This window comes from Streptomyces sp. NPDC001100, assembly GCF_053598575.1.
This window is the reverse complement of record NZ_JBSFKO010000033.1, coordinates 51,920-71,708: the sequence shown is the minus strand read 5'-3', so window position 1 is coordinate 71,708 and position 19,789 is coordinate 51,920. Positions and strand designations below refer to the sequence as shown.

Here is a 19,789-nt window from a genome sequence, read left to right as displayed (position 1 = left end):
CGTGAACCCCCGCCGGGACGGGGGCAGTCGACCCGACGGCCCCCATCGGCCGTCAGAGGAAGGTCATGCCCTCGCCCCGGTAGGTGGGGACGGTGGCCGTCACCTGGTCACCCTCGATCAGGTGCAACGAGTCGAACCGCTCGCACAGTTCACCGGCCTTGGCGTGCCGGAACCACACCTTGTCGCCGATGAGCAGATCGTCGGCGGGGGAGCCGAGCAGCGGCGTCTGCACCTCGCCGGGCCCCTCCTGGGGGTCGTAACGCAGCCCCTCCGGGAGGTACGGCACCGGGAGCCGGTCGGGCCCCGCGGCGCCGGAAGCGGGGTAGCCGCCCCCGAGGACCGTCACCACGCCGACGCCCGGGCGCCGTACGACGGGCTGGGCGAAGAGCGCTGCCGGACGGGCGGTGAACGACGTGTAGTTGTCGAAGAGGCGCGGCACATACAGCCCGGAACCGGCCGCGATCTCGGTCACGGAGTCCTCGGCGGCGGTGTACTGGACACTGCCGGTGCCACCGCCGTTGACGAACTCCAGATCCGGTACGACGGCCCGCACGGCACGCACCACCTCCGCGCGCCGCTCGGCGAGTTCGCGCTTCGCGGTGGCCTGCATCAGCCGGATGGCGCGGGAGCGGAAGGGCCGCCCCGTGACAGAGTCGCCCACACCGGCGATATGGCCTTCGTAGGCCATGATCCCGACGACCTTGAAGCCGGGGCGACGCGACACCGTCCTTGCGATGTCGGCGAGTTGGGCGGGAGAGCGGAGCGGGGAGCGGAGTGCGCCGATGCGCACCCGGCCGCCGAGCATCCGCAGCGCGGTGTCCAACTCCAGGCAGACACGCACCACTTCGGTGCCGCCGGCGCGGGAGTCGTCGATGAGTTTGAGCTGGGCCGGGTCGTCGATCATCACGGTGACGGCGGCGGCGAGCTTGGGGTCGCTGGTCAGTTCGGCGAAGGCGGCGTGGTCGGCGGAGGGGTAGGCGAGGAGCACGTCGTCGAAGCCGGAGCGGGCGAGCCACAGCGACTCGGCGAGCGTGAAGGACATCAGGCCCGCGAAGCCGTCCCTGGCCAGGACGCGTTCGAGGAGGGTTCGACAGCGGACGGACTTGCTGGCGACGCGGACCGGCTTGCCGCCGGCCCGGCGGACGAGGTCGTCCGCGTTGGCATCGAAGGCGTCCAGGTCGACGATCGCGAGAGGGGCGTCGAGGTGGGCTGTGGCCCTGTCGTAACGGGCCCGGTCGGCGGCGCGCGCAGTCATGAACGCAGCCTGCCAGACAGGATTACCGCAGGGTAGTAGGACGTTCCGGGCAGAAGCCCCGGGGGTGCGGACTGGTTCCCGTTCGAGCGGGGGCAACCCGTAGAGTGACGCGCACGCACGGAGGAAACGCCGCCGGTCGTTCGACCTCGCCCGGGATGGCGGTCCGCCGCGGCGGGTATGCGTGCTCGGGACGACTTTGTTTTTTTGTGTGCGTGCCGGGTGAGGCGGGGTGGACGCCGGTGCGTATACGAACAAGGGCAGGAGCACGCCGGCCCGCACAAGAAACAAAACGGTGGCCCGGGTACGAGGAAACGGGGGGTGCATGAGCACGGAAGCGCGGCGCGCCCCCGTACCGCCCCATCCCACCTCGCCGCAGGCCCCTTCGGGGAGTTCGACGCAGCCCGTGAACGACACGACAGGCGAAGACTTGGACGGACCGCATTCCGGCACCGGGGGATCTTCCGGAGCCGTTTCGGGGACGGGTTCGGGGCGCGGTCCGGTCCCACCGATCCCACTGGTCCCACTGGTCCCACCGGTTCCGTCGGTGTCGGGTACGCAGGACACACAGGGGCAGTCGGACGTGCAGGACGGACCAGCGGCGTCGGCCGGCAGCGGTGGCGGTAGCGGTAGCGGTAGCGGCAGGGTGACCTGGGGCGGCGACCAGCCCGGTACGGGGTGGTGGGAGGGCGGCAACGCGAGACGCGCGGCCCGACGGAGCGCCGGGGCCGACGCGGGCGCGGACTTCCGGGGAAACGGTTCGGAAGCGGGCCGCGCTGTGGCTCCGGGCAACGGGTTCGACGGGGGTTCGGTTTCTCCGGGCTACGACTTCGAGGCGCGCGCGGTGCGTCCCGGCAACGGCACTGACGCACGCGGGGCGTCCGAGGGCAACGGCTTCGGGAGCGGCGGCTTCGAGGGCGGTGGCTTCGAGAACTTCGCGAACTTCGAGAACTTCGAGAGCGACGGCATCGCGAGCGATGGGCCGGGGGGTCGTAACGGGGCGGGGACCCGCAATGGGGCTGGGGACCGCAACGGGGCTGGGGCTGGGTCCGGGGCGGGCACCGAAACCGGAGACGGGTCCGGAGGTGGATCCGGGGTCGGGTCCGGGTCCGGGTCTGAGGCAGGATCCGCGGCTGGGTCTGGGTCTGGGTCTGGGTCTGGGTCTGGGTCTGGGTCTGGATCCGCGGCCGGGTCCGGGTCTGGGACTGGGGCTCGGTCCGGGGTCGGCTCGGGCTCCGGGACCCGAACTGGAGCCGGTTCAGGTTCTGTTGGCGCGTCGGCATCAGGCACCTCCGACACCCGGCCACGCTTCCCCGGTCTTCGGCCCTTCGCGCCCTTCGCCGCCGAGACGGTGAGCCCGCCTCCGCCGCCGGCCTCGGCACGCTTCCCGGACACACCGCCGGCATCCGCGACCGACCCGCGCCGCGCGAACCCCGAACGGCCCGGTACCGTCCCGCCCCGGCCACCTCACCGGCCCACGGCGACGGGCGCCGGCGAAGCACCCCGGGAAACCAGGCCGGAGACGAGCACACCCCTCCGCCCGACCCCGCCCATGGCCTCCGGGACGCCGTCCAGCCCGCCGCGCCCGGCTGTCCCACCGCGTCCTGGGGGTGACGCTCCTGACCGACCGCGCCAGGACCCCACCCGCCCGGCGACGCCTCCCGGTTCCAGTGTTCCGCCCCGCCCTGCGGGCGAGGCTCCGCGTCAGTCGCCCGACCAGTTGCGACAAGAGTCGTCTCGTCCGGTCGCGCCTGCGGGGCCGGGTGTTCCGCCGCGCCCCGTGACCGAGGCTTCGCGAGAGACCCCTGAGCGACCGCGCCAGGAGCCGTCCCGCCCGGCGACGCCTCCCAGCTCTGCCGTTCCACCCCGGCCTGCTGGTGAGCCTCCGCGTCCGTCGCCCGACCGGCTGCGCCAGGAACCGTCCCGCCCGGCGACGCCCCCCAGTTCCGCTGTTCCGCCGCGCCCCGTGACGTCTCCCGGCCCCGCCGATCCGACGCGCCCCGCGACCGAGACCTCGCCGCAGCCCGTCGACCGGCAACGCGACACCCCGGCCCGGTCTGCGGCGCCTCCGTCGGGTTCGGCCGGGACTCCCGAGGAACCGTCGGGGACCACTTCTCTGCTGAGGCCACCGCCCCCTGGTGCGCCTTGGCGGGGTGAATCGTTCACGGATCCAACTGACGGTGCACCCACGCGCGGTGTGTGGTCGCCCTCCGGTGCCGGTGCGCCGTATCCCCCCTCCGGTACCGGAACTGCCGGGTCCGGGCCCGCCGAGGCCCCTCCCGCCGGACCCACGGAGTCCGGCTCCTCCCCGTCCGTGGCGCCCACCAGCGAAGGCAACGGCACGGGCGCCTGGTCATCGGCCCCTCCCGGTAAGCCGGTTCGGCCGGCCGAAGACTCGTCCGGTGCCCGCTCCTGGTCAACTGCCGCTCCCGGCAACCCGGTTCGGCCCGCCGACGACACCACCGGCACCGCCCCTTGGGCATCTGCCGCTCCCAGTACCCCGGTTCAGCCCGTCGCGCCCCCCGTCCCCGACGGCGCCGGTACCAGCGCCTGGTCACCCGCCGCCCCCGGGACTCCCGTTCGCCCCGCCTCCGAGATGCCGCGGCCCGGGGGCAACCCCGGTCCCGATCCCGCCTTTTCGTGGAGCTCGCCCGTAATTCCCGGCGGCGGGCGGCCGGTTGTGTCGTTCGGGGAGCCCGAGGGGTATGACGAGCGGGCACGGCCGCGGCCGTTGGGGGCGCGGATACGGTCCCGTACCGCAGCCGTCGCCGCCTGTGTGGTGCTCGGTCTCGGGCTCATCGGCGGTGCGGTGACCGGGAGTTGGCTCACCGGCGACGACGGGGACGACGGCGGTGCGAGCACCTTTGCCGCCGCCGGGCAGTTGTGGCACAGCGTGCCCGTCGACGAGTTGTTTCCGCCCACCCTCCAGGGACAGGGCGCGGGCCCCGGCGGCGCCGACCGTACCTGGACCCGGATCGCCGTGGCTCCGGACACCGGCTGCGCGGGCGCCTTCGACCCGCTGTTGAGCAAAGTGCTCGCCCCGGTCGGCTGCCGGCGGCTCCTGCGTGCCACCTACACCGACGCCACCCAGAGCTATGTCACGACGGTCGGCCTCCTCTTCACCAAGGCCGACATCGCCGCGATGACCTCGCTGTCCACCCGGTTCAAGAACGAGAAGCTCGGCGACCGGACCGACCTCCTGCCCCGCCCGTACGCCGCGAAGGGCACCCTCGCCGCCACCTTCGGCGACAAACAGCGGGCCTCCTGGACCGTCTCCGTCCTCACCGACGCGCCCGTCGTCGTGTACGCCGTCTCCGGCTGGGCGGACGGCCGTACCGTCGACGCGCCCGAACCCGCCGACGAAGCCGTCACCTCCGGCTCCACCACGGCCCCCTCGCAGTCGGGTCTCGGCAACGAGGCGCAGGGGCTCGCCGACCGCGTCGAGCGGAGCCTGCGCAAGACCGTCGACTCACCTTCCGGGACCTCGGCCTCAGGGACGTCCAAGACGTCGGAGACCGCGGCGAGTTCGAAGGCCTCGGAGGAGAACCGATGAGCGTCACGTCCCGCCGCGCCGGGCTGGTGAGCGTCCTCCTGGCCGCCTCCCTCGCCCTGGTCCCGTCCACCGTCGCGCACGCCGACGGCATACGCGCCCAGGAATGGGCCCTGGACGCCATGCACACCCAGGAGGTCTGGCAGACCACCAAGGGCAAGGGCATCACCGTCGCCGTCCTCGACACCGGCGTCGAGGCGGACCACCCCGACCTCGTCGGCAACGTCCTCACGGGCAAGGACATGGTCGGCTTCGGGGCGAAGCCGGGCGACCGGGCCTGGGCCCGCCACGGCACCGCCATGGCGGGCATCATCGCCGGGCACGGACACGGCCCCGGGGACGAGGACGGCGTCATGGGTGTCGCCCCGGAGGCGAAGATCCTGCCGGTCCGCGTGATCCTCGAAGACGGCGACTCCGCGCGCAGCAAGGCCCGCACCACCCGTGGCAACGCCCTTGCGGACGGCATCCGTTGGGCCGCCGACCACGGCGCCGACGTCATCAACCTCTCCCTCGGCGACGACTCCGCGTCCGCCCACCCCGAGCCCGCCGAGGACGAGGCCGTGCAGTACGCCCTGAAGAAGGGTGTCGCCGTCGTCGCCTCGGCCGGCAACGGCGGCGAGAAGGGCGACCACGTCTCCTACCCGGCCGCCTACCCGGGTGTGATCGCCGCGACCGCCGTGGACCGCTACGGCACCCGCGCCTCCTTCTCCACCCGCCGCTGGTACGCCACGGTCAGCGCACCCGGCGTCAACGTCGTCATCGCCGACCCCGACCACAAGTACTACGAGGGCTGGGGGACCAGCGCCGCGTCCGCCTTCGTGTCGGGCGCGGTGGCCCTCATCAAGGCGGCCCACCCGGGGCTGACCCCGGCCCAGATCAAGAAGCTCCTTGAGGACACCGCCCGCAACCCCCCGGTCGGCGGCCGTGACGACTCCCGCGGCTTCGGTTTCATCGACCCCGCCGCCGCGATCAAGGCCGCCGCCGCCCTCAAGCCGACGAACCTGCACCCCGCCGCCTACGGCGGGAAGTACTTCGGCGCGGGACCCGACCCCGTCAAGACCGACAGCCGTACGTCCGACTGGGCGGGCCCCCTCGCGGGCAGCGTCGGCGGAGTCCTGCTCGTCGCGGCGGTCGTCCTCTGGCGCGGCCGCCGCAAACGGCCCGAGGGCTTCTAGCCCCCGGAGGAGATCCCCGAGGAGGCCCCGAAGAAGACCTCGGAGGAGATCCCGGACGAGTCAGTCGGTGGCCGACGCGGAGGCCCACGTAGAAGAGTCGGACCCCGCGAACGCCGCGACCCCCGCCTTCGCCGCCGCCTCGATCATCGTGATCCCCTTGTTCTGCGTCGTGCTGCCCTTCGACAGCACCGCGATCAGGTACTCGTGCCCGTCGGGCGCCGTCACCCGCCCGATGCTGTTGACGTCCCACAGCCCGGTGGTGCTCCGCGCCAGCCAGCCGTTCTTCAGCCGCCACTGGGAGCCGTCGGCCGCCGCCGACACCCCCCACTGCTGGTCGGCCTCTATCTTCCCCATCAGCCCCTGGATGTACGACTTCGAGGCCGAACTCAGCTTGGAGTCGTCCCCGAACACCTGCTGGAGCAGGGTGAGTTGGTCGGCGGCCGTAGTCTGGGTCAGCCCCCAGAGCGGGCCGTCGCCGCCCTTGGTGCCGGTCAGCCCGAACTTCTTGTTGGCCGCGTCGAGCCCGTCCGCCGTGCCGATGCTGTTCCACAGCGCCGTCGCGGAGTCGTTGTCACTGTTCTCGATCATCGTGGTGGCGTACGACTTCTCCGTCGTGGTCAGCTGCCGTCCCGCGTCCTGCGCCTGGAGCAGCAGTGCCGCCAGGATGTCGACCTTGACGATGCTCGCCGTGTCGTAGGCCGTGCTGCCGTACGTGGCGCTCTCACCGGAGTCCACGTCGAGCACGGCGACCGACACCTTCTGGTCGCCGGCCGGTGTCACCGCCTTCATGGCCTTGGCCAGCAGCGCGTCGTAGTCCACCGCCGGCTGTGTCACCGGTTCCACCGTCGCCTCCCCGCTGCCCGATGCCGACACCGACGCCGAGGCGGACGGTGCCGCCGCCGACGATACGGGGCCGGAGTGCGCCTGCGCCTTCACGTACACGGTTCCGGCCGCCGTACCGCCCACGACCGCCACGGTGGCGAGGGCGGTGTAGAGGAGTGGACGGCGCCGGGGGGGACGCGCGCGGTGGTTGCGGCGGGCGGCTCTGGAAGACTCCATGCCCGCGATCGTGGAGGGGACGACTGTGCGAACCGTGAGACGGAAGTTAGATGTCTGTCAACGGTTTCTGAGAAACGTGTGAAACCTGTGTCTCCTGCGTTTCAGGGCCCGCACAAGCCCTGCAGCATCCCCCCGATAGGGTCGGTCACCGTGGCGAACAAGAACATTCCCGACTCCGGCTACTCCGACGACGACGGCTCGGCCGATCCCGCACTGAGCGCGGCGCTCGCCGCCTGGGCCGAGGACCGCACCGCCGTGGACCCCGTCCTGGCGGCCCTCAAGGGCGCCCGGCTGCTCGTGCCCGTGGTGGCCGTGCTCGGCGAGGTCGAGGTCGACGAGAAGGGGCTGCGCCGCGAGAAGACCAGCGACATGGCCGTCCCCACCCTGAAGGCAGGCGGTCGCACCGCGCTGCCCGCCTTCACCTCCAGCGACTCGCTGGCCCGCTGGGACCCGGCGGCGCGCCCCGTGGCCGTACCGCTGCACCAGGCGCTGCAGGCCGCCGCGCACGAGAAGGCGGACACGATCGTGCTGGACCTGGCCGGGCCGGTGTCCTTCGAGCTCTCGGGGCCCGTGCTGCTGGCCCTCGCCGAGGGGCGTACCAGCGTGGACCCGCTCACCGATCCGGCGGTCGCGGCGGCGGTCCGCTCCGCGCTCGGCAACATGCGCGGGGTACTCCGTGCCTATCTCGGCCCCGGCCGCGGGGACGGCACCCTCGCCCTGGTCTTCGAACCCGCCGTACCGCACGCCGCCGGCATCCACGGGGTGGCACGTTGGCTCGCGGCCGAGGAGACGCTGAGGGCCCGCCTGGTGCACGGCCTCGACCTGGCGGTCCTGCCGGCCGGGGCGACGCCTCCGGGCGAGCCCTTTTACGTACGTGTGGGGTGAGTTCCTAGCCGTAGACCGGGCCCGTGTACTTCTCGCCCGGGCCCTGGCCCGGCTCGTCGCGGACGAGGGACGCCTCGCGGAACGCCAGCTGGAGCGACTTCAGACCGTCGCGCAGCGGGGCCGCGTGGAAGGAGCTGATCTCGGTCGTGCTCGCGTCGAGGAGCCCGGCGAGGGCGGTGACCAGCTTGCGGGCCTCGTCCAGGTCCTTGTACTTGTCGCCCTCGTCGGTCAGACCGAGCTTCACGGCGGCGGCGCTCATCAGGTTGACGGCGACCGTCACGATCACCTCGACCGCCGGGACCTCCGCGATGTCGCGGGTCAGGGCGTCGAAGTCGGGGGAGTCGGGATTCGCGGACTCGGGGGGCGTGTCACTCATGCCCCACACGATAGGGCCCGGTGTACGGCGGTTCGCACCACCCCCGGGTTGCTGCTAACCTTGTGTGATGACCGGCCAGGCACTCGCGTGCCCGGCCAACAAGTGGAGGCTCCGATCTCCCACCTGACTGTCCTCACGGACGGCGGGTCACCCCGGTCAGGCGGTTGCCATCGTTCCGTACGGACGATGGAGTCGCCCGAAAGCGCGCCCCGCGATCATCGCGGCGGTGCTCCGGCAGTGCTTTGGAGCCCCGTCTTGTGATCGTCCGGGGCATTTTTTGTGCTTCGGCGCGGTTAGGTCTGTCTATCGAGACAAACGCGGCCGTCCGCCAGATGGCCGTGTGGTGCTAACCGAGGAGGATCCATCAGCGCCGAACCCCGCATCAACGACCGGATTCGCGTTCCCGAGGTGCGACTGGTCGGTCCCAGTGGCGAGCAGGTCGGCATCGTGCCGCTTGCTAAGGCCCTGGAGCTTGCGCAGGAGTACGACCTGGACCTGGTCGAGGTCGCGGCGAACGCCCGTCCGCCCGTGTGCAAGCTCATGGACTACGGGAAGTTCAAGTACGAGTCGGCCATGAAGGCCCGTGAGGCGCGCAAGAACCAGGCGCACACGGTCATCAAGGAAATGAAGCTCCGGCCGAAGATCGACCCGCACGACTATGACACCAAGAAGGGTCACGTCGTCCGGTTCCTGAAGCAGGGCGACAAGGTCAAGATCACGATCATGTTCCGCGGTCGCGAGCAGTCCAGGCCCGAGTTGGGCTACCGACTGCTGCAGCGTCTCGCTTCGGACGTCGAGGACCTCGGGTTCGTCGAGTCGAACCCGAAGCAGGACGGCCGAAACATGATCATGGTGCTCGGCCCGCACAAGAAGAAGACCGAGGCGATGGCCGAGGCCCGCGAGGCCCAGGCCGCCCGCAAGGCGGAAGCGAAGGCCAACCCGGGCAAGTCGCAGAACGCCGCGGAGTCCGACGCCGAGGACGAGAACAGCGTGGGCGAGGACATCGTCGACGAGGTCGAGGCCCCGGCCGAGGCTTCCGCCGACGCCTGATCCCCGGACGTCAGTCCAGGGACGCAACCGAAACAAGAGCGACGCTCCACCGTGCCCGGTTTCACGACCGGGCATCGGAGCGCCACCGACGAGGAGATAACGGCGCTATGCCGAAGAACAAGTCGCACAGCGGTGCCAGTAAGCGCTTCAAGATCACCGGCTCCGGCAAGGTGCTCCGCGAGCGCGCCGGCAAGCGCCACCTGCTCGAGCACAAGTCGTCCCGCGTGACGCGTCGCCTCACCGGCAACGCCGAGATGGCCCCGGGCGACGCCAAGAAGATCAAGAAGCTTCTCGGCAAGTGACGTACGCGGCGCTCCGATCGAGCGCCGTACGTCTGGACCGGGACCCCATCGATTCCGGGCCGTGTGAGTCCAACCACGGCCCCGCTACAAGGAGTTAAACAAGTGGCACGCGTCAAGCGGGCAGTCAACGCCCACAAGAAGCGCCGGGCGATCCTCGAAGCCGCCTCCGGCTACCGCGGTCAGCGTTCGCGCCTGTACCGCAAGGCCAAGGAGCAGGTCACCCACTCGCTGGTCTACAACTACAACGACCGCAAGAAGCGCAAGGGCGACTTCCGTCGGCTGTGGATCCAGCGCATCAACGCGGCTGCCCGCGCCAACGGCATCACGTACAACCGCTTCATCCAGGGTCTGAACGCGGCCAACATCGAGGTCGACCGCAAGATCCTCGCCGAGCTGGCCGTCAACGACGCCGGTGCGTTCGCCGCGCTGGTCGAGGTTGCGCAGAAGGCGCTGCCGAGCGACGTCAACGCGCCGAAGGCCGCGTGACGCTGCGCTGGCTTTGAGCCGACGTGATTGAAGGGCCCGCAGGTTTTTATCCTGCGGGTCCTTTGTTGCTGGCCCGGTCCCGGTTCGTTGTCGGGTGCGGGTTCGTTGTGGCTGGTCGCGCCCACGCGGCGGCGCCGCAAATCGATACAGCCCCGCGCCCCCAGGGGAATTCGCGCGTCCTGAGATTTGAAGGTGAAGCAGAACATGGCCCCCGACCTCATCTCCCCCCGTTCCCCCCGCGTCGCCGCTGCCCGGCGGCTCGCGCGGCGGAACTTCAGGAGCAAGGAGCGGCTGTTTCTTGCCGAGGGGCCGCAAGCCGTGCGGGAGGCGGCCGGGTACAAGGACACGCTCGTCGAGCTGTTCGCCACCGTCGAGGCTGCCGAGCGCTACGCCGACATCGTCGGCGAGGCCCGTGACGCCGGGGCTCGCGTACATCTCGCCGACGAGCAGGTCATCGCCGATATCTCCACGACCGTGACCCCGCAGGGGCTCGTCGGGGTCTGTCGGTTCCTCGACACCCCTTTCGAGGAGATCCTGAAGGGCCGGCCCAAGCTCGTCGCCGTGCTCGCCAACGTGCGTGATCCCGGGAACGCCGGCACCGTCCTGCGCTGCGCCGATGCCGCCGGTGCCGAGGCCGTCGTACTGACCGACGCTTCTGTCGATCTCTACAACCCCAAGGCCGTACGGGCCTCCGTGGGGTCCCTGTTCCATCTGCCCGTCGCCGTCGGAGTGCCCGTCGAGCAGGCCGTGGCCGGGCTCAAGGAGATCGGGGTGCGGATCCTCGCCGCCGACGGGGCCGGGACCGACGACCTCGACGACGAGCTGGACCAGGGGACCATGGGCGGGCCCACCGCCTGGGTGTTCGGGAACGAGGCCTGGGGGCTTCCGGAGGAGACCCGCGCACTCGCGGACGCCGTCGTGCGGGTTCCGATCCACGGGAAGGCCGAGAGCCTGAACCTGGCCACCGCCGCCGCCGTATGTCTGTATGCGTCTGCCCGTGCACAGCGCGGCTCCGGAGGGTGCCGCTCCGTCACCGACAGCTAGTAGGGTGACCAGCTCGGGGGCCACCTGCGCCGTATGAGAAGAGGTGGGGTACGGGGATGACTGTCGGCACGAGCAGCGCGCCGGGAGCACGGGGCGTGCCCCGGCCGTCCGCGGCCCGGCACGACGACCTCACCGGCCTCGGCATCGACCCGGACGAACTGGCCGACGGCCTGGTCGTCGCCGACGAGCACGGCCAGGTCGTCTGCTTCAACGCCGCCGCCGAGCGCATCACCTCCGTCCGCGCCGCCGACGCCCTCGGCCAGCGGTTGGAGAAGGCCCTCCCCTTAGAGGACCTTGAGGGCCGCCGCTGGTGGCAACTGACCGATCCTTATGGGGGGTTGGCCATCCGGGTGCGGCAGCCGGAGCGGAACCTGCTGCTGCCGGGCGGGCACGAGGTGCTCGTCACGGCTCGCTATGTCCGTGCGGAACCGCTCGGTCCGGTCCGTCGTGTCGTCGTCTCGCTGCGGGACACCGAGGCCCGTCGCCGTACCGAGCGCAGTCACGCCGAGCTGATCGCCACCGTCGCCCACGAACTGCGCTCCCCGCTCACCTCGGTCAAGGGCTTCACCGCGACCCTGCTCGCCAAGTGGGAACGGTTCACCGACGACCAGAAGCGGCTGATGCTGGAGACCGTCGACGCCGACGCCAACCGTGTCACCCGGCTCATCGCCGAACTGCTCGACATCTCCCGCATCGACTCCGGGCGGCTCGAACTGCGCCGCCAGCCCGTCGACATCGGCGCGGCCGTCGGCCGTCACATCCAGGCGTACGTCGCCGCAGGGCAGCCCGCCGACCGGTTCATGCTCCGTGTCGAACAGCCGCTGCCCGACCTGTGGGCCGACCCCGACAAGGTCGACCAGGTGCTGAGCAACCTGCTGGAAAATGCGGTGCGCCACGGCGAGGGAACCGTCACTATCGACGTCACGGCCTCGCCGTCCCCCCGCGAGGGGGAGGAGACCGGCACATCGGTGACGGTCAGCGACGAGGGCCCAGGCATCCCGGAGGAGTCCATGAACCGCGTCTTCACCCGCTTCTGGCGGGGCAGCAAGCGCGGCGGCACCGGACTCGGGCTGTACATCGTCAAGGGCATCGTCGAAGCCCACGGCGGCACCATCACGGTCGGGCGGGCCCCCGGCGGCGGCGCCGAGTTCCGATTTATGTTGCCCGTGGGCACCCCGGCGTATCTGCAGTAACCCTGCCGCAGCCGCCGACGAGGCCCCACGGGCGCGGTCACCTGCCTCACCCCCGTTAGACTCGGCCTTTGGCACCTTTGCGTCCCCGTTTCAGGGACGACGACGCGTCCCCCGAGTCGAGTCGGGACGGGGACCATCCGCCAGCCAACCGGAAGCACGGGAAGAGATGTCGGCACCGAATAAGTCGTACGACCCTGTAGAGGTCGAGGCCTTGAAACCGGAAGAGATCGAGCGCATGCGGGACGAGGCGCTCGCCGCCTTCGCCGCCGCCGGTGATCTCGACGCGCTCCAGGAGGCCAAGGTCGCCCACACCGGCGGCACCTCCCCGCTCGCCCTCGCCAACCGCGAGATCGGCGCGCTGCCCCCGCAGGCCAAGGCAGCCGCGGGCAAGCTCGTCGGGCAGGCCCGGGGCGCCGTCAACAAGGCCCTCGCCGCCCGCCAGGCCGAGCTGGAGGCCGACCGCGACGCCCGCGTCCTGGTCGAGGAGGCGGTGGACGTCACGCTGCCGTACGACCGCGTCCCGGCCGGCGCCCGGCACCCGCTGACCACGTTCATGGAGCGGGTCGCGGACGTCTTCGTGTCCATGGGGTACGAGATCGCCGAGGGCCCCGAGGTCGAGGCGGAGTGGTTCAACTTCGACGCCCTGAACTTCACCCCGGATCACCCGGCCCGGCAGATGCAGGACACCTTCTTCGTCCAGGGCCCGAAGGGCACGGAGGGCGACGAGTCGGGTGTCGTGCTGCGCACCCACACGTCCCCCGTGCAGGCCCGCGCCATGCTGGACCGCGAGGCGCCGGTGTACATCGTGTGCCCCGGCCGCGTGTACCGCACGGACGAGCTGGACGCCACGCACACCCCGGTCTTCCACCAGATCGAGCTCCTCGCCATCGACGAGGGCCTCACCATGGCCGACCTCAAGGGCACCCTGGACCACATGGTCCAGTCGCTCTTCGGCGCGGAGATGAAGACCCGGCTGCGGCCGAACTACTTCCCCTTCACCGAGCCGTCCGCCGAGATGGACATGCTCTGCTACGTCTGCAAGGGCGAGTCCGTCGGCAACCCCGACCGCCCCTGCCGTACCTGCTCCTCCGAGGGCTGGATCGAGCTGGGCGGCTGCGGCATGGTCAACCCCCGCGTCCTCGTCGCCTGCGGGGTGGACCCGGAGAAGTACAGCGGATTCGCCTTCGGGTTCGGCATCGAGCGGATGCTGATGTTCCGCCACAACGTCGAAGACATGCGAGACATGGTCGAGGGTGACGTCCGGTTCACCCGGCCGTTCGGGATGGAGATCTGATGCGGGTCCCGCTTTCTTGGCTGCGGGAGTACGTCGACCTGCCGGCGACGGAGACCGGCCGCGACGTCCAGGCCAAGCTCATTTCCGTCGGTCTTGAGGTAGAGACCGTCGAGCAGCTCGGCGACGGCCTCAAGGGCCCCCTCGTCGTCGGCAAGGTCCTCACCATCGAGGAGCTGGAGGGCTTCAAGAAGCCCATCCGCTTCTGCACGGTCGACGTCGGCCAGGCCAACGGCACCGGTGAGCCCCAGGAGATCGTCTGCGGCGCCCGCAACTTCGCCGTCGGCGACAAGGTCGTCGTGGTCCTCCCCGGCGCGGTCCTGCCGGGCGACTTCGCGATCGCCGCGCGCAAGACGTACGGCAAGACCTCGCACGGCATGATCTGCTCCAGCGACGAGCTGGGCATGGGCGACGACGGCACCAAGGGCATCATCGTCCTGCCGCCCGAGCACGAGGTCGGCAGCGACGCGATCGAGCTGCTCCAGCTCGTCGACGAGGTCCTCGACATCGCCGTCACACCCGACCGCGGCTACGCCCTGTCGATCCGCGGCGTCGCCCGCGAGACCGCCACCGCCTACGGCCTCCCGCTGAGCGACCCGGCCCTGCTCGACGTACCCGGCCCGAACGCGTTCGGGTACCCGGTGCAGGTCTCCGACCCGATGGGCTGCGACCGCTTCACCGCCCGCACGGTGACCGGCCTCGACCCCGAGGCCCGCTCCCCGCTCTGGCTGACCCGCCGCCTCCAGAAGGCGGGAATGCGCCCGATCTCGCTCGCCGTCGACATCACCAACTACGTGATGCTGGAGCTGGGCCAGCCCCTGCACGCCTACGACCGCACCCGCGTCCAGGGTCCGATCGGCGTGCGCCGGGCCGAGCAGGGCGAGAAGCTCGTCACCCTCGACGGCGTCACGCGCACGCTGGACGCCCAGGACCTGGTGATCACCGACGACCGCGGCCCCATTGGCCTCGCGGGCGTCATGGGCGGCGCCAACACCGAGATCGACGACACCGAGAACACCACCACCGAGGTTGTCGTCGAGGCCGCCCACTTCGACGCGCTCTCCATCTCGCGCACGGCCCGCCGCCACAAGCTGGCCTCCGAGGCGTCCCGGCGCTTCGAGCGCGGCGTCGACCCGCAGGCAGCCTCCGCGGCGGCCCAGCGCACGGTCGACCTCCTGGTCCTCCTCGCGGGCGGCACCGCGGACGCGGGCGTCACCGAGGTCATCGCCCCGTCGGCACCCCACACCATCACCATCCCGGCCGACCACCCGGACAAGGTGGCGGGCGTCGACTACGGCCGCGAGACCGTCGTACGGCGTCTCCAGGAGGTCGGCTGCGACGTGTACGGGCAGGACGAGCTGATCGTCACCGTCCCGTCCTGGCGCCCCGACCTCACCGACCCGAACGACCTGGCCGAAGAGGTCATCCGCCTGGAGGGCTACGAGAACCTGCCCTCCACGCTCCCCAAGCCCCCCGCGGGCCGGGGCCTCACCGACCGCCAGCGGCTGCACCGCCGGGTCGGCCGCGCACTCGCGGGCGCCGGTTACGTGGAGGCGCCGAACTACCCGTTCGTCGGCGAGCACGTCTTCGACCAGTTCGGCCTGGCCGCCGACGACCCGAACCGCAAGGTCGTCAAGCTGGTCAACCCGCTCTCCGACGAGGAACCCGCCCTCCGCACGACGCTGCTGCCGGGGCTCCTGGGTGCGTTGCGGCGCAACGACGGTCGCGGCTCCCACGACCTCGCGCTCTTCGAGACCGGCCTGGTCTTCCATCCGCGAGAAGAGCTGAAGATCGCCGTACGACTCCCCGTCGACCGGCGTCCCACCGACGAGGAGATCGCCTCCCTCACCGAGGCCCTCCCGCTCCAGCCCCGGCATGCCGCCGTCGTCCTCACGGGCGCTCGCGAGCAGGCCGGCTGGTGGGGCAAGGGCCGCCCGTCCGACTGGGCCGACGCGGTCGAGTCGGCGCGGGTGCTCGCGCGTGAGGCCGGTACCGAACTCATCGTCCGCAAGGGCCAGTACGGTCCCTGGCACCCCGGCCGCTGCGCCGAACTCGCCGTTGTCGTCGAGGGTGTTGAGCAAGTCGTCGGGTACGCCGGTGAGTTGCACCCCGGTGTGCTGAAGACCCTGGGTCTGCCCGCGCGCACCAGTGCGATGGAACTGGACCTGGACGTCCTGGAGTCGGCGTCGTCGGGTGTCCCCAAGGGCCCGAAGATCTCCACGTTCCCGGTCGCCACGCAGGACGTCGCCCTGGTCGTCGACGCCTCGGTCCCGCACGCGGACGTCGAGGCGGCGCTGCGCGAGGGCGCCGGTGAACTGCTGGAGTCCATCCGGCTGTTCGACGTCTACGACAACGCCGCGCAGCTGGGCGAGGGCAAGAAGTCGCTCGCGTATGCGCTGCGGTTCCGGGCGGCTGACCGGACACTGACCGTCGATGAGGCGTCGGCGGCTCGGGACGCGGCGGTGGCGCTCGCCGCTGAGCGGGTTGGGGCGGTACTTCGCGGCTGAGGGGTGGGGAGCTGCTGCCGGCTGCCGGTGCGTCGTGGCTGGTCGCGTAGTTCCCCGCGCCCCTTCGGTGCGCCTGGTGTGGGCCCGCATTTCAAGGGTCCACCTGCATAAATGCGCCTGTCTCATGTCACCTCACTCGTTCGGGTGAGAAGTTCGGGCGATCCGGCCCGATCGGGGCATGTGGTCGACAGAATCGGACCGGCCTTTCGGGGCCGGTCCGATTGCGCTGTCGGGGCCTATTTGGGGGGCCACAGGCATGATCCGCATCAAGGCTGGGGTACCCCGCAGGCCGCGCCCGAGGCCGCGAGCCCGCCGTCCACTGCGCCGGGCGCTCGCCCTGGGGCTGCCCACGATGTGGGGCGCCATAGCGATCACCTACAAACTCGCCTGCCCGCTCGCCCAGCAGAACGGCATGGGCGCACGCATCGTCACCAGCGCCGTGTTCTTCGCGGTCGGCACCGGTCTCATCGTCCAGGTCCGCCGCTCCCTGCTGCGCGAACTCCGCCAGATCCGCCAGATCGCGGGCGCCGCCCAGAACGCGCTGCTCCGCCCGCTGCCACCCCGCCTCGACGGCCTGAACATCGCCGCCGCCCAACTGTCCGCCGAGCGCGGTGCGGTGGTGGGCGGCGATCTCTACGAGGTGATCGCCACCGAGCACGGAGTCCGGGTCGTGATGGGCGACGTACGAGGCCACGGCATCGCCGCGATCGGCACGGTCGCCGCGGTCCTCGGCAGCTTCCGCGAGGCCGCCCACGACGAACCCGACCTGGAGGGCGTCCTACGCCGCCTCGACCGCGCCCTCGCCCGTCACCTGCGCGAACGCGCCCGCGCGGAACACCCGTCGACGGGGACCCTTGACCCCGACAGTCCGGTGGCCGAGGAGTTCGTCACGGTGCTGCTCCTGGAGATCGGGTCGGACGGCGAACTCCGGGCTCTCAACTGCGGGCATCCGTGGCCGTATCGGTTGAGCGGAACGGGTGCCGAGCCGCTGGCCCGGGCGGATCCCCTCCCGCCTCTCGGCCCGTTTCCGCTGCCGACGGTGCTTCCCTACGTCTGCTGCGGCCAACTGCTCCCGGGTGAGGCCCTGTTCCTGTACACGGACGGAGCGGAGGACGCCCGTGACGCGAGAGGCCGTTTCTTCCCGCTGGCCGATGTCCTGGCAGAGGTGACGGCCCAACAGCCTTTCCCGGGACCGCAGTCCGTGCTGGGCTCGGTCTTCACGGCGCTGCTGCGTCACGCGGGCGGCGCACCCACGGATGACGTCGCCCTACTCGTCCTGCGCAACGACCGCAGGCCCGCATCGACCCCTTCAGGGGCGCGGGGCAGTGACATCAGCGGCTCCGCCGCGCGGGCGCGACCAGCCACAACGCACCCGCACCCGACCAACCACCCACAGCACAACGGCGTTTAGGAGCCACCGCCGCGAAGCCAGGCCGCCGCACTTACGAGGGGGAGCCGGCGGCCCGGCCGGCCTCTTGCGAGGCAATCCAGTCAACCGGTTGGAAACTCTCCGCAACAGCGCGCACACACCCCGGATCCACGCACTCCGTTCACACCCCGTGTGAACCAACCCGCACTACTCTGTCCGCACCGAGTCACCGGGGGGCCATCCATGCAGCCCAACACACTTCTCGACGCCATCCTGGACGAGGCGGGCATCTCGCACGCGGGACTCGCCGCCCATGTGAACCAGGCGGGCCGGGCCCGAGGCCTCGCACTCCGGTACGAACACACCGCCGTGGCAAGGTGGTTGAAGGGGCAACGGCCACGGGGTCAGGTGCCCGACCTGATCTGCGAGGTGCTCGCGACCCGCCTGCACCGCCCCGTCACCCTCGACGACATCGGCCTCGGCGTCCCCGGCGAACCCTCCGCCCCGCACGGCACCTCCCTCTCCGGCTTCGTCGAGCGGGCCACCGCCCTGTGGCGCTCCGACGAACAGCAGCGCCCGCACATCCTCGGCGCGCCCGCTGTCACCGGAACCCCCGCCGTGATGCCCGTGTGGGAGTGGGAGAACCCACCGGACGACGTGGACGTCTCGCGCGGCGGCCGGCACCGGGTGAGCATGGCGGACATCGAGATGCTGCGCGCGGCCCGCGCCCACTACGAGCAGATGTACCGCAAGGCCGGCGGCGTGGCGACCCGCACCCGCATCGTCGGCTTCCTCAACTCCGAGACCGCCCCGCTGCTGCGCGGCAGCTACACCGACGCCACCGGCCGCCAACTGCACCGGGCGACCGGCGGGTTGGTGGCGATCGCGGGCATCTGCGCCTACGACTCCGACGCGCACGGACTCGCCCAGCGCTACTTCCACCAGGCGCTCAGACTCGCAAAGGCCAGTAACGACAGGGGACTTGGCGCCTACGTCATCGCGCTGCTCGTCAACCAGTCGCTGTTCATGCGGGAGTTCCGCCAGGCCGTCGCCTTCGCGGAGGCCGCGCTGCGGGCCGCGGGGCGGCAGATCACCCCGGCGCTCGCCTCCGACCTGTACGCGATGCAGGCCAAGGCGTACGCACACCTCGGCGACGGCACGAGCGCCCTGTCCTGCATCCGGCGGGCCGAGCAGGCCGCCGAACGCATCCGGCGCGGATACGAACCCGACGAGACGGGCTATGTCCAGCCTGGTCTCGTCAACGTCCAGGTGGCGGAGGCGCTGCTCAGCCTGGGCGATCTGACCGCGGCGGGGGAGCACGCCACGGCGGCCGTGGACACTCCGGCGCACGACCGGGGCCGGGTGCACCGCCTCGCCATGCTCAGCCAGATCGAACTGCGCCAGGGAAACGCCGACAAAGCGGTGGCCACGGCGGTGCAGATGGCCGAGCAGGCCAGGGGGATGGAGTCCCAGCGGCTGCGTGACAGACTCCGCGCGGTACGCGAGTACCTGGTGCGCAGCGACTGCGCGGGTACGGCCGAGGCGGCCGAACTCATCGACGGGGCACTGCGCGTACCGCTGTAAAGGCGCCGTAGACCACCACACAGTCCCTGCTGCGATATTGCCACTTACTCGACGGAAGGTGGCAGAACCGTGCAGTGGACGAAACAGAACGAACAAACTGTGTACTCAAACCGCTGGTTCAGCGTCAATCTCGCGGATGTCGAACTACCCGACGGCCAGCACCTGGACCACTTCCTCATACGGCTGAGGCCGGTGGCGGTGGCGACGGTCGTGAACGAGGCGAACGAAGTACTCCTCCTGTGGCGGCACCGCTTCATCACCGACAGCTGGGGGTGGGAGCTCGCGGCGGGCGTCGTCGAGGACGGCGAGGACATCGCGCGAGCCGCCGCCAGGGAACTGGAGGAAGAGACCGGCTGGCGGCCGGGGCCCCTGCACCACCTGATGAGCGTGGAACCGTCCAACGGGCTCACGGACGCCCGGCACCACATCTTCTGGGCCGACGAGGGCGAGTACACCGGACACCCCGTGGACGACTTCGAGTCGGACCGCCGGGAATGGGTACCGCTCAAACTCGTACCCGACATGGTCGCCCGCGGGGAGGTCCCGGCCGCCAACATGGCGGCCGCGTTACTGCTGTTGCACCATTTGAGGCTCGGGGAGGACGCAGCGCCCCAAAGGGGCGCGGGGCGGTGACATTCTGCGGCTCCGCCGCGTGGGCCCGACCAG

The 19,789-nt window shown here is 71.2% G+C and carries 15 protein-coding genes and 1 pseudogene; 13 read left to right on the top strand and 3 right to left on the bottom strand.

What is annotated here, in order from left to right; genetic code table 11:
* Positions 1-52: 52 nt before the first annotated feature.
* Positions 53-1,255, bottom strand: coding sequence for an amino acid deaminase/aldolase (locus ACWDEW_RS36160; RefSeq protein WP_450518651.1), 1,203 nt, complete (start codon positions 1,253-1,255; stop codon positions 53-55).
* 2,677 nt (positions 1,256-3,932) lie between these two features.
* On the opposite strand from ACWDEW_RS36160, the gene ACWDEW_RS36155 reads away from it, so the two are divergent.
* Positions 3,933-4,805, top strand: coding sequence for a hypothetical protein (locus ACWDEW_RS36155; protein WP_450518649.1), 873 nt, complete (start codon positions 3,933-3,935; stop codon positions 4,803-4,805).
* Entirely contained in the window at positions 4,802-5,977 is a 1,176-nt protein-coding gene (gene mycP, locus ACWDEW_RS36150; RefSeq protein WP_450518648.1) for a type VII secretion-associated serine protease mycosin, read from the top strand. The genes ACWDEW_RS36155 and mycP overlap by 4 nt, the downstream gene beginning before the upstream one ends.
* A 60-nt stretch (positions 5,978-6,037) precedes the next feature.
* Here mycP and ACWDEW_RS36145 read toward each other — a convergent pair whose 3' ends face one another.
* Positions 6,038-7,036 carry a serine hydrolase gene (locus tag ACWDEW_RS36145; RefSeq protein WP_450518646.1) on the bottom strand — a complete coding sequence of 333 codons (999 nt, stop codon included), beginning with the start codon at positions 7,034-7,036 and terminating at the stop codon, positions 6,038-6,040.
* A 150-nt stretch (positions 7,037-7,186) separates the two neighbouring features.
* Between ACWDEW_RS36145 and ACWDEW_RS36140 the strand changes: the two genes are divergently transcribed.
* Positions 7,187-7,921, top strand: coding sequence for an SseB family protein (locus ACWDEW_RS36140; RefSeq protein WP_450518644.1), 735 nt, complete (start codon positions 7,187-7,189; stop codon positions 7,919-7,921).
* Positions 7,922-7,925: 4 nt separating this feature from the next.
* On the opposite strand, the gene ACWDEW_RS36135 is transcribed toward ACWDEW_RS36140, so the two are convergent.
* Positions 7,926-8,297, bottom strand: coding sequence for a DUF1844 domain-containing protein (locus tag ACWDEW_RS36135; protein ID WP_200714450.1), 372 nt, complete (start codon positions 8,295-8,297; stop codon positions 7,926-7,928).
* A gap of 338 nt (positions 8,298-8,635) precedes the next feature.
* Here ACWDEW_RS36135 and infC point away from each other — a divergent pair.
* From infC to ACWDEW_RS36085, 10 genes and pseudogenes are all read left to right on the top strand, one after another.
* A pseudogene (gene infC, locus ACWDEW_RS36130) lies at positions 8,636-9,347 on the top strand (translation initiation factor IF-3).
* A gap of 107 nt (positions 9,348-9,454) precedes the next feature.
* Positions 9,455-9,649, top strand: coding sequence for a 50S ribosomal protein L35 (rpmI, locus tag ACWDEW_RS36125; RefSeq protein WP_019065473.1), 195 nt, complete (start codon positions 9,455-9,457; stop codon positions 9,647-9,649).
* 102 nt (positions 9,650-9,751) lie between these two features.
* Complete coding sequence (gene rplT, locus ACWDEW_RS36120; protein WP_019066261.1) at positions 9,752-10,135, top strand: 50S ribosomal protein L20; 384 nt, start codon at positions 9,752-9,754, stop codon at positions 10,133-10,135.
* 204 nt (positions 10,136-10,339) lie between these two features.
* The gene (locus tag ACWDEW_RS36115; RefSeq protein WP_450518715.1) at positions 10,340-11,179 is read left to right on the top strand and encodes a TrmH family RNA methyltransferase; all 840 of its coding nucleotides are present in this window, start codon (positions 10,340-10,342) and stop codon (positions 11,177-11,179) included.
* A 56-nt stretch (positions 11,180-11,235) separates the two neighbouring features.
* Positions 11,236-12,372: an ATP-binding protein gene (locus ACWDEW_RS36110; protein ID WP_450518642.1), complete on the top strand. Its 1,137-nt coding sequence runs from the start codon at positions 11,236-11,238 to the stop codon at positions 12,370-12,372.
* Positions 12,373-12,538: 166 nt separating this feature from the next.
* The gene (pheS, locus tag ACWDEW_RS36105; RefSeq protein ID WP_450518641.1) at positions 12,539-13,666 is read left to right on the top strand and encodes a phenylalanine--tRNA ligase subunit alpha; all 1,128 of its coding nucleotides are present in this window, start codon (positions 12,539-12,541) and stop codon (positions 13,664-13,666) included.
* Positions 13,666-16,170 carry a phenylalanine--tRNA ligase subunit beta gene (gene pheT, locus ACWDEW_RS36100; RefSeq protein WP_450518639.1) on the top strand — a complete coding sequence of 835 codons (2,505 nt, stop codon included), beginning with the start codon at positions 13,666-13,668 and terminating at the stop codon, positions 16,168-16,170. The genes pheS and pheT overlap by 1 nt, the downstream gene beginning before the upstream one ends.
* Positions 16,171-16,426: 256 nt before the next feature.
* Positions 16,427-17,581: a PP2C family protein-serine/threonine phosphatase gene (locus ACWDEW_RS36095; protein ID WP_450518637.1), complete on the top strand. Its 1,155-nt coding sequence runs from the start codon at positions 16,427-16,429 to the stop codon at positions 17,579-17,581.
* A 201-nt stretch (positions 17,582-17,782) separates the two neighbouring features.
* Positions 17,783-19,123, top strand: coding sequence for a transcriptional regulator (locus ACWDEW_RS36090; RefSeq protein ID WP_431249492.1), 1,341 nt, complete (start codon positions 17,783-17,785; stop codon positions 19,121-19,123).
* Positions 19,124-19,192: 69 nt separating this feature from the next.
* Positions 19,193-19,756, top strand: a complete 564-nt coding sequence (locus ACWDEW_RS36085) for an NUDIX hydrolase (RefSeq protein WP_450518635.1) — start codon at positions 19,193-19,195, stop codon at positions 19,754-19,756.
* Positions 19,757-19,789: the final 33 nt, after the last annotated feature.